We start from the raw sequence: 10,366 nt of genomic DNA, 5'->3' as shown, positions 1-10,366 counted from the left end.
GTCAGCTGCTGGGAGAACGTGGCCAGGGGCGGCGGCGGTGGTCATTCCGCCCCTCGGCCGAGGTCGAACCGATGACCTCGCCTCACTGGCGGTGCCTTTTTTCAATCCCGCATCCCCGATACATCGATTTCCACCCGCCGAAAACCGATATTCCTGGCCGTTTGCACGGCGGCATCGATAGTCTTGAATAACCGCCAGCCGCCACGCTGGCGCTCAATGATGTCTGTCTCGCCCTGACGGCCAAATCTCACCAGGTGCAGATGATAGCCAGTACCCATTGGTGTACATGCGATCAAGGCTTTGGAAAACCCTCCCTGCTCGAATACCCACTTTGCTTTCAGCTCCTGCATATTGTTCCCTCGATTGCTGCGGCGGCCACCGGGCCAGACAAGAATAGTATGCTGAACCATTAATCAAAAACAAATATTGATTGTTCGTTATCTGATTTTGATGATTGGAAGGGGAAGGGACAGAAAAAAGGCCACTACTGGGGAGCGGCCAAGAAGAGCAAGGTCGTTACCATGGGTAGCGCAACACAAGGTCATTATCTCTCACTGTAGGGATTCATTTAACTCTCAGTTTGCCGGTTTGGGAGGTCAACGGCTTACCGTACAGAACTGTTCCATTGGACTTCATATCCCGCTGAGCCCTGACACCCCATGATAGTGGGGCGAGGAATAACCCCTCACTATAGGAGAACGTATCCCATCTCAACTATATCAAGGAGGCCAACATGCCCATCATTTTGTTCCATATCCTTCACGCTCTAGCCACTAACTCACCTAAGGCAAACTTGTGCTTCGCGGTGGCGGTGCTTTCTAGTGCTGTGTTGGTGAACTCGCTTCGTTGAAGAGGGGGCCATTGGCCCCGTATTTACACAGTCTCGATGGTGCCTGATTTTCTTATTTCTTCGTGGATTTACTAGGTTTTAGAGCTGGAGTGTTCCCTGGCGTATCTTTATTGTCATGGCGACGCTGATCAGGTTTTCCAGTTGATTTAGCTATTGGTTTCGGACCTGGTTTAAGAGCCATAGTAGTTATCCTTTAGTAGTGCGTTAGAGGACGTCCCTCTAAAGGGACGTATGGGCTTTAATTTAAAATATCAATAGTAACTTCTGGATTGTTTTTCAAAATGTGCGCGAACAGCAACAAGCCAGTACACATAGTATGTCGCGGCTAGCTTACTAGTTGACCCTCACTTTGTCGTGTCTGGGGTCACTTCAGAAAACGGAAAAAATCGTACGGTAAGCCGCCAGGCATGGCCTTACTTCTCGCAAACGATCGTTTTTGAAAGGTGGCAGTGATTTGCGAAAATCGTGTTTCCAGTCAATGACATCTGGTGATTGCAGTGATTGCATTGCCACACATGTGGCCGCCTTTTCAGGCGACAATAGGTCTTGTTGGCACATTCAGGGCAGACAAAGCTGTGAGGAAAACGCCAAGTGAACAGCGAGTTTTCGCACTGAGCTTCAGTGCCATAGTCCTTGAGAAACTCAAACAGGCTGCCTCCTTTAGAATATCGCGCTCCTCGGTGACCTGGCGCAGTTCGGCTTTCAGGCGGCGGATCTCGGCTTGCAAGGCAGACTCTTCGAGCAGCTGCGTATTCCGGCGAAGTTGAACAGCCATTCCGGCCAACGTGAACACCCTGATCCCCCCAGTGGCAGGGTAGTTGTCGCCTGATTTTTTCACTGGGGGCTGGAGCTGTAAAATGGCTAATCACAGGATTGCGCCTGAGCTTAGGGAGAGAGCCATCATGCATATGATGCCACCCTATAACTGGAGCCTCAGACAGGTTGCTGATTATATTGGTGTTGGCATTGCAACTGTTCATGGCTGGCGAAAACAACTGGAACTAGAGGGGCTGATCATCCGAAAAATCGAACCCGACTCGGAGCATTCTACTGAGCAAATTTTTACGATCCTGCTTGAAACGGCCGCATTGTCTGAACATGAGCTGGCTGAGTATTGTCGGAAGCATGGTCTGTACCCTGAGCATCTTGTGGCATGGAAGCAAAATTGCCTGGCGGCCAATCAGCCAAAGCATCGCCAGTTGGTTGATGAACAGCGAGCTGTTCGTTCAGAGAAAGCTCGTATCAGAGCTCTTGAAAAAGAGCTGCGTCGAAAAGACAAGGCTCTGGCCGAACTGGCTGCACTGCTGGTACTTCAGGAAAAGTTGTCAGCCCTCCGGGACAACGAAGAGGACGACTGACCTCTTACCTGGAGCGGCAACGGATAATTGCGCTGATAGAGGAAGCTGTAGACCACGGGGCTCGCTATGCGCAGGCCTGCCGAGTTGCTGGTATTGCACACAGGACCTTTCAGCGATGGTTCTGTGACGGCAGGCTAAAACCAGATGGAAGACCATTAGCCAGACGGCCAGTGCCAGCCAATAAGCTGACAGAATATGAGCGAACACGGGTACTACAGGTATGCTCTGAGGCGGAATACGCGTCATTGCCTCCGTCGAGGATCGTCCCCATGCTTGCTGACAGGGGTATATATTTTGCTTCTGAATCAACATTCTATCGGATCCTGAAGGCAGAAGATCAATTGCACCACAGAGCCGGTGGGAAACCCCGTGGTACTTATAGCCGTCCAACCAGCTATACAGCACATGGTCCGAACCAAGTCTGGTCTTGGGACATCACCCATTTACCAGGAGAGGTCAAAGGGGAGCGGTATTATCTATACATGCTCATGGACATATATAGCCGTAAAATTGTGGCAGCGGAAGTGAGGGAGGTTGAGCGCGGTGAATATGCCGCAGCCTTGTTACAGCGGGCCGTCGTCATGGAAAACTGCCGCAATAGCGGACTAATTTTACACTCAGATAACGGGGCTCCGATGAAGAGCTTTACCATGCTGGCCAAAATGTATGAACTGGGCGTCTGTTCATCGTTCAGTAGACCCTGGGTCAGCAATGATAACCCCTACTCGGAGTCGTTGTTCCGAACACTGAAATATTGCCCTGCATGGCCTGCCGATGGTTTTAGCGATATAAGCAAAGCGCGGGCATGGGTGCACAGCTTCATACGCTGGTACAACACCCAACATCGTCATAGCGGGATTAAGTTTGTCACACCAGAACAAAGGCACCAGGGTTTGGATAAGGCTATGTCCCAATTACGTGTTGCATGGGGTGCCCCAGCGCCTCATGCAAACACGCTTTGATATTCACACCCTTCCCATAACGCTCCAGCATCCTGCGCCAACCCAGATAATTCCTCAGGTAGTGCGTCGCCACGCCATGGAAGCGCTCCATCCACTCTTTCAACCGACGGTGATAGCCGTTCACATGCTGAATGTGATACGCGCCGGCCACTCGCTCACCCTGACGATTGCGCACTACTTGATGAGTCACTCCCTGCACTTTACTGAAACTGGCATACACGCCCGCACCATCGCTACACAGCACGGCATCCGGCGAGACAAGGGGCTTTAAGACCGCAATGACTGTTTCGGCATTCATCTTTTCCAACTGAAAATCTGCATGGTGACCTGCACGGTCCTGCACCACCATCACCGGGATGTAATCCGGCCCGGTTCCCCGGGTTCGCCCTTTACCTCCACGACGCCGAGCCAGACGAGGCAATCCCCGTTGCCCCTTGAACGACTCGAGGAAGAAGGTTTCATCGACCTCAACGATACCCTCTTCCCGTGTGGCTTGATGGGCGGCCATGGCACGCAAGAAGCGGTGACGCCAGAGGAAAGCGGTGTTCTTGCTGACCCCGCAGCGCAGCGCTGCCCGGCGGACAGTGAGTCCTTCAATGAGGGCTTGCGCGTAGTCTTCCCAGCACTGCGCTTTACGTAATCTGGCCAAGGGGGTCTTGGTCAGCACGGTACTGGTGCGTAGACAAAGTTTGCAACGGTAGCGACGCAGTCCCCGACTCCATCCCCAGGGGGCCAGCTGATTGGCATCGGCCTGACAATGTGGGCAACCGCTGCATGCAGGTAGCTGGGTATTGAGTGAGGTAATGGTGTGGGGCGCAGTGAGCTCCTGCTGGGCAACACGGCGTTGGCGCAGGGTAAGTTGTGGAAACAGAGACAACAGGTGTTGAAAGGCTGGGGTATCCATGATGGTAGACCTCAAGGTGATGGCCTACTTCAAGCTTAGCCTTTCAACACATAATTGGGACAGCGCCTTGGATAAGCCCCTGCTTAAACAACGGGAAGCTGTCTATGAAGCCGCGCGATGCCAGAATCCTGAACGCTGGTCTGGGAAAACAAGGAACTGGACACCAGTAAGTATGGTGGCGCTCAATCCGGAAAATGAACGCCGGGCAGCATAAAAAACGACAACTACCTTAGCTGGTCAGCAGGCTTACCGTACTGCCTGAGCCAAGTATACAGACTGTGGCTGGATACCCCAAGGGCTCGTGCAACGTCAGCCACCGGCCGTCCGCGCTCGGTGATTTGTTTAACCGCTTCGATTTTGAATGTTTCTGGATAACGCTGACGGGTCATAACACCTCCAATAGTTGCCTCATTTTAAGGCTGTGAGGTGTCTAGGGAACTGGGGGATATTCAACTATTAGTGTTTTTGTTATTTACAATTTCGATGACTAAGTCAGTCAGCCAATCGATTAAAATCATTTCAGTCAATAAAGGCGGCGAAGTAGCAACAAGCAGTATATCTATTTTAAATGCTTGCAATTCTTTACCTTGAAAAGGATAATGGTAATTGTTATCATTCGCATCTACGGGTTATGATATGTTTTTAATAAAAAATAGATTTATCATTACATTTTGTTGTACACCATTTATCGTCTTTGCAAGTGAACCTAATGAAGTTATGATTATAAAAGGTAAACGGAATCATGACATAAATGCAATTACCATTGATCAAAAGGATATATCTAAAAATTTAGCTTATGACTTAAAAAGTTTGCTCCGTACACAACCGGATATCGGCGTTACTGATGGTGGTAGATTCGGCTCCAATGGTCTAGCTATTCGTGGAGTTGATGGTGATCGTGTTGGTATTTTTGTTGATGGCATACAACAAGCAGAAACATTTAACAATGAAATATATAAAGGATATGGGTATTTTAATGGCACAATTAATGAAACCGAGGTTGATTGGCTTAAAAAAGTTACGATCAATAGAGGATCTGATTCTATTTTAAATGGCAGTGGTTCTATGGGTGGTAGTATTTCATATGAAACATTATCTCCATCTGACATAATAGATGAGAAAAAAGGTTTTGGTTTTATATCGAAAAGTGCCTTCTATTCTAGAAATGATCAAAAAAAAGAAACGATAGGTTTCGCTAGTGGCAATTCATATATCGACTTCATGATACTAAATACATACAGAAAAATGCATGAAAATAAAAATCACTCACCAGATAATGATGTCTACGGTCGATCAAGGGGAACTCCAGATCCACGAAAAACAAATAGTAATGCAACACTTATAAAGCTGAATGCTTATCTTACTGAAAAGGATACACTGGGGTTTTCTTGGAATGAAAAAAAAGAAAAAACAAAAACAGATGAAAAGTCGTGGGAGCTATTTGGATCAGACGCGAGACTTGGAGATGATCTTTCATTAGCAGGCTCCCTTGGAGCTTACTATGAGCGAGAGCAAAATGGTTTTATTAAAAAGCTAAAAATATCTGCTGGACAACAGTCTATAGATCAATCAGCCATTAGTATTGTGCAAAAAATCAAAACAAATAAAACTGAACAGATATATAACAGGCGAATTAAACAAGATAATAAAACACTAAAGATGTCAATGGACTTTGACAAAGCAAGTACATTTAATATCGACCATGAGTTCGCATTATCTAGCGGGCTAAAAATAAAGAAATTAAAAAATGAAAACGTTGATACAACTTTCTTTTCAAATGACAAACTTGACGAAAACTATTCAATTATCACACCAGTAAAAAGTGAAGAGTATAATATATCATTATTTGATCAGATTAAGCTTAATTCAGCAACAAATCTACATTTAGGTATTAGAAAAGATTGGGTTGCACATAAACCTGGGCAAAGTAAACCAAGCACAACAGGTAATAAAGAGCATCATTATATAGCGCATAATTATTCTGTTTTATCAATGGGTTTTGGGTTAGACTATAAGCCCATTGAAAGCACTACAGTATCATATAAATTGGGCAAAGGATTTAGAACACCAACAGCACAAGAGTTATATTTTGACTTTGGGACAGATGGGGCCGCAAACCGCCTTGAACCTAATAATGAACTTAAAGAGGAAAGTGCAATAACTAATGAAATATCATTAAAGGTTGAAAAAGGCATTATTAATGCGGCTATTAATGGATATCATACAAAATATAGTGATTTTATTGATCTTAAGCAAAGTGAAAGATTAACGACCAATCCTTGGCATCCGCAATGGGGGCCTGAGTTTTTACCCCAGAATCACTTACAGTACACAAACATAGATTCAGCACAAATAAACGGTGTCGATGCATCAATAAAACTTGATGCAAACATTTTTCTACCTGGATTGTCCATAGAGAACAAAATATCTTATCAACATGGTCGAGCATCTAATGGCGACTCTTTAATGGCAGTTCAACCACTTAAAAATATAACCGATCTGAAGTACTCATCATCTAATGGGGAATTTGAAATAGATGGTATGTTAACGTATTCAAAAGGTAAAAAGTTAAGCGATGCCATTAGGAATGGTAAAGAGTGGAAGTATGTTAATGACTCCTATTTTGTTTTTGATTTGATTGGTAAATATCAAATTACTGACTTTGCGTTCTTCAGAGCAGGGATTTTCAATGTCTTCAATCAAGAATATACAACATGGGATGCTATGCGAAGCATTCCAGAGTTTGGCACAACCAACATGATTGATGAGCAAGGAAAGGGGTTGAGTAGGCTCACTTCTCCAGGTAGAAATTTCTCTGCTGAATTAGCATTTATTTTCTGACAAAAACTTTATTTGATACTATACCTTAAAGGAGATGCAAATCATTAATTTTCATCTCCTTCAGAAGTAATATATATTTCTACTTCGTTATGTTAGGGAAGGCGCGAACAAGTTGATCGCGCCTTCATCATCAGAAAGCCCCGAGTGTAGCGGTCACCTGGGGCGGGGAAGTCATGACTTGCTGGTTTATTTGGGCAACAACGCTCCAACAAATTCTAAAAATGAGGTGATTACCAGGATTATATTATTTATTTAAAAACAATTAATATAATATTAATTTCACTAACACTATGTCACAATTAATTTTTTTCAGAAAAATAAGCAACTCTAACAAATAAAGAAAAAAACACACAGATGAGGTACAAATCATGATTCGCAACATATTTGCAACAGCAATTTTTGCAGCGTTACTAATTGGCTGCAATGACAGTAATGACTCCAACACACCACCAACACCAATCGCCCCATCAAACAAAGCCGAGTACAACATTTTTGTTTCTCATGCATCGACTTATCCACGCTCTGTTATCACTGGACTTATCGCTGCTGAATCGTCTAATAAAAACGACATTTTTGATCTTTATTACTGGAAGGGTACAGAGAAACAGATAGCTGATAATGTTTTTGTTCGTGGTTCCGTTCCGTTGGTCAGCGAAGGCTCACGTTCTGATTGTTATGATGGTTGTGGCCCTGAAACGCCGAAAGAACCCCAAGAGCTGGAAGCTATTTCAAAAATAGTTATGGCCGTACCAGATGGAATGCCTGTAAATCTGGTCATTGAAGAAACATTTATTCGCCGCTCTACTGAGTTGATGACTAGCGATGCACTAAATAACTGTTCCGAATAGTAGATCACTGGAGGAAGGGAACTCAGCCCAGTTTGTGCGATCTCATTAGTCGCCAAACAAAACAAGCCACACCCAAAGGACTGAGTTGATGCCTATCCTACCACCCCTGCCACGGTCACAACGGCGCCGCATTCACAAAATCATCCATGCCACGCGTGATAAAGGGCATGCTCGTCGCTTGATGGCCATCTTGCTGTTACATGAAGGACGCACGATCACTGATGTTCATCACCTTACCGGCGCTGCGCGCTCGACCATCGGTCGTTGGCTTCGGTGGTATCGAGATGAAGGCATAGATGCGCTAGAAGCCTTACCGGCTGGCCGTGCCCCAGTTTTACCTATCGCCAAGATGGTCACCTTACTGGTGCTGCTCATGCAGTTTTCTCCGCAAGATTTTGGTTATCAGCGCAGCCGTTGGTGTACCGAACTATTGGCTATCAAAATCAATCGGTTAACAGGGCTCAATGTGGCCGCCTCCACACTTCGTCGATGGTTACCTCGTATGGGGATTGTCTGGCGCAGGCCCGTGCCGACCTTGCGGATAAAAGACCCGGCCTATCAGGAGAAAATGGCGAATATCGACGCCGCGCTGGCCCGTTGTGATGCGGATAACCCGGTGTTTTATGAGGATGAAGTCGATATAGACCTCAATCCCAAATTAGGGGCCGACTGGATGTTCAGAGCGCAGCAAAAGCGTGTTGTCACTCCGGGGCAGAATGCCAAGCATTACCTGGCAGGCGTTCTTCATGCAGGCAACGGAAGAGTGCTTTACGTCAGCGGGATAAAGAAAAACTCATCCCTGTTTATCGCCATGCTGGAAAAGCTGCGTCACCACTACCGACGAGCCAAAACCATCACGCTGATCCTCGATAACTACATCATTCACAAAAGCAAACAGACCGAGCGATGGTTGAAGAAGAACCCCAAGTTCTGCCTGGTATTCCAGCCAGTTTACAGTCCTTGGGTTAATCACATCGAACGGCTGTGGCACAAGTTACATGAAACCATCACGCGCAATCATCAATGCAGAGGGATGGCCAACCTGCTGGCTCGAGTGAAACACTTCATGGATACCGTGTCTCCTTTCCCGGGGAATGGCTATGGCACAGCGAAGGTGTAGCACTATTAGGATCAGTTATTTAGCCCGTGTTAATTCAATAACTGTTGTCCTTGAAGGTTCAGGTTCTATTGTTCCAAACAATCGCTTGGATCGTGTTTTGGAGCTGGCTGATCAAGCGAATGCCCACGGCGTGAAAACGTTCAAAGTTCAGATATTTGATACTATGAATTTGGACGTACTAGCACAAGATCACGACCAATGGAATAAAATAATTAATGATCAGTACATTACTCTTTTGCCTGTTAGCTTCTCAAAGCTTGGTAAGCAGATCTCAGATGGATACGAAACAAATGTTTTAGGAAAAATAATAAAAACATTTGGATTCGACTTAAAAACAGCATTTAATAAATCGCCGAAATATGATGAGAATAAAAAACTACTTGTTTTCTTTGGCTCGTCACGCAATAGTACTGTAAACAGCTCAGAAACCCGTAAGGGCGGTGATTATAACAACATGATGTTGATTGATAGTTATTTAAAAAAATCAGAAATCACAGACAAATACAATATTGCAATAAAGCCACACCCAAAACTTGCCTGGATCAATACATATATTTCTGAGTCAGGTATCGACGCTTCTTATTTCTCATCAATGCCATATGAACTTTTAGTTATTGCTGGTGGAAAAAATATCGATGGTTTCTCTGTACCAGTTATTGACAGGGTTGACTCTACGTATTCAACCATTCTATTTAGTGTGGACGTGAATAAGATTCACTCTATTATTGACTACAGTCCTTATACTGGATTTACATCTGAAAAAGATAGCATTGAATTTATGAAAAAAAATTATAACCTTGGTGATGGGTGGGGAATTAATTCTTATGAAGACTATGCCAGCACTCTAAAGTATCAACTCAGCGCACCACACGTCGAAGTTACCAACGTTGAAGCGTTCGTTAACAACTAAAACAGCATAAAATCAAAATGGCGTTCATATGAAGGGGTCTGCTCACGAAAGGGAAAAAATCGTACGTTAAGCGGGAATTGTGTCCGTTTGAACCTATAGATGTTGTGCTGAGGGTGTCAGTAAATGCCTGCAATGGCTCTACTTTGACAGGTTAGGCCATCATTCCTGACGTCTGGAAGAAGTGTACTCCAATCTGACAGTGGCAAGAGCAACGTCAGGAATGGCACAGCCTCAGCTTCGATACCAATCTCTTAGCGTACAAAAATATCCGTTTCGTGCGCTGACCCCAGGAATATCGGTTTTCGGCGGGTGGAAATCGATGTATCGGGGATGCGGGATTGAAAAACGGCACCGCCAGTGAGGCGAGGTCATCGGTTCGACCTCGACCGAGGGGCGGAATGACCACCGCCGCCGCCCCTGGTCACGTTCTCCCAGCAGCTGACCTGGGGGATCAGATCAGAAATGCGTCGAGCGACTCGCCACTTGCGATAGCAGCAGCGATCTGGGCAGGCATGCGGCCCTGACCGGTCCAGGTACGCGCTTCACCCTCTACCAGGTAACGGTACTTGGCCG

Annotated in this window: 8 protein-coding genes and 3 pseudogenes; 6 read left to right on the top strand and 5 right to left on the bottom strand. The window is 45.6% G+C overall.

Translation table 11 applies throughout. The annotated features are described in order from the left end of the window. Window positions 1-101: 101 nt before the first annotated feature. Both CF137_RS11985 and CF137_RS11980 read right to left on the bottom strand, forming a co-directional pair. Window positions 102-350 (bottom strand): hypothetical protein, encoded by a 249-nt coding sequence (locus CF137_RS11985; RefSeq protein WP_011899418.1) that lies wholly within the window; start codon window positions 348-350, stop codon window positions 102-104. Between the two features lie 952 nt (window positions 351-1,302). Beyond that, window positions 1,303-1,500 (bottom strand): annotated as a pseudogene (locus tag CF137_RS11980) (transposase); the annotation flags it as partial. A gap of 258 nt (window positions 1,501-1,758) precedes the next feature. On the opposite strand from CF137_RS11980, the pseudogene CF137_RS11975 reads away from it, so the two are divergent. After that, a pseudogene (locus tag CF137_RS11975) lies at window positions 1,759-3,134 on the top strand (IS3 family transposase); the annotation flags it as partial. Here CF137_RS11975 and CF137_RS11970 read toward each other — a convergent pair. After that, window positions 3,112-4,074, bottom strand: coding sequence for an IS1595 family transposase (locus tag CF137_RS11970; protein WP_101318654.1), 963 nt, complete (start codon window positions 4,072-4,074; stop codon window positions 3,112-3,114). The pseudogene CF137_RS11975 and the gene CF137_RS11970 overlap by 23 nt on opposite strands. Here CF137_RS11970 and CF137_RS11965 point away from each other — a divergent pair. After that, on the top strand, window positions 4,073-4,288 hold the full coding sequence (locus CF137_RS11965; RefSeq protein WP_080574169.1) for a hypothetical protein: 216 nt from the start codon (window positions 4,073-4,075) through the stop codon (window positions 4,286-4,288). The two genes, CF137_RS11970 and CF137_RS11965, sit on opposite strands and share 2 nt — an antisense overlap. A gap of 19 nt (window positions 4,289-4,307) precedes the next feature. On the opposite strand, the pseudogene CF137_RS11960 reads toward CF137_RS11965, so the two are convergent. Continuing rightward, window positions 4,308-4,463 (bottom strand): annotated as a pseudogene (locus CF137_RS11960) (transposase); the annotation flags it as partial. Between the two features lie 217 nt (window positions 4,464-4,680). Between CF137_RS11960 and CF137_RS11955 the strand changes: the two are divergent. The 4 genes from CF137_RS11955 (at window position 4,681) to CF137_RS11940 (ending at window position 9,793) form a co-directional block, all read left to right on the top strand. After that, window positions 4,681-6,915 (top strand): TonB-dependent hemoglobin/transferrin/lactoferrin family receptor, encoded by a 2,235-nt coding sequence (locus CF137_RS11955; protein WP_139719231.1) that lies wholly within the window; start codon window positions 4,681-4,683, stop codon window positions 6,913-6,915. A 368-nt stretch (window positions 6,916-7,283) separates the two neighbouring features. Beyond that, a complete protein-coding gene (locus CF137_RS11950) occupies window positions 7,284-7,763 on the top strand; it encodes a hypothetical protein (RefSeq protein ID WP_139719229.1) in 480 nt (159 codons plus the stop codon). A gap of 88 nt (window positions 7,764-7,851) precedes the next feature. Beyond that, on the top strand, window positions 7,852-8,883 hold the full coding sequence (locus tag CF137_RS11945; protein ID WP_101318646.1) for an IS630-like element ISAhy2 family transposase: 1,032 nt from the start codon (window positions 7,852-7,854) through the stop codon (window positions 8,881-8,883). Then, the gene (locus CF137_RS11940) at window positions 8,864-9,793 is read left to right on the top strand and encodes a hypothetical protein (RefSeq protein ID WP_139719227.1); all 930 of its coding nucleotides are present in this window, start codon (window positions 8,864-8,866) and stop codon (window positions 9,791-9,793) included. The genes CF137_RS11945 and CF137_RS11940 overlap by 20 nt, the downstream gene beginning before the upstream one ends. Window positions 9,794-10,244: 451 nt before the next feature. Here CF137_RS11940 and CF137_RS11935 read toward each other — a convergent pair. Next, window positions 10,245-10,366, bottom strand: a 122-nt coding sequence (locus tag CF137_RS11935; RefSeq protein ID WP_153227367.1) for an H-NS family nucleoid-associated regulatory protein, incomplete at its 5' end; no start/stop codon positions are given.

It is taken from the genome of Aeromonas sobria (genome assembly GCF_006243315.1).
GTDB classification, from domain to species: domain Bacteria; phylum Pseudomonadota; class Gammaproteobacteria; order Enterobacterales; family Aeromonadaceae; genus Aeromonas; species Aeromonas sobria_A.
Note: the sequence above shows the minus strand (reverse complement) of the source record. Positions and strands in the feature narration are given on the sequence as shown.

What these genes read in the sequence shown, in the direction of transcription:
- CF137_RS11985 (WP_011899418.1), bottom strand. Translation starts at nt 350, where the DNA reads ATGCAGGAGCTGAAAGCAAAGTGGGTATTCGAGCAGGGAGGGTTTTCC.
- CF137_RS11965 (WP_080574169.1), top strand. Translation starts at nt 4,073, where the DNA reads ATGATGGTAGACCTCAAGGTGATGGCCTACTTCAAGCTTAGCCTTTCA.
- CF137_RS11970 (WP_101318654.1), bottom strand. Translation starts at nt 4,074, where the DNA reads ATGGATACCCCAGCCTTTCAACACCTGTTGTCTCTGTTTCCACAACTT.
- CF137_RS11950 (WP_139719229.1), top strand. Translation starts at nt 7,284, where the DNA reads ATGATTCGCAACATATTTGCAACAGCAATTTTTGCAGCGTTACTAATT.
- CF137_RS11945 (WP_101318646.1), top strand. Translation starts at nt 7,852, where the DNA reads ATGCCTATCCTACCACCCCTGCCACGGTCACAACGGCGCCGCATTCAC.
- CF137_RS11940 (WP_139719227.1), top strand. Translation starts at nt 8,864, where the DNA reads ATGGCACAGCGAAGGTGTAGCACTATTAGGATCAGTTATTTAGCCCGT.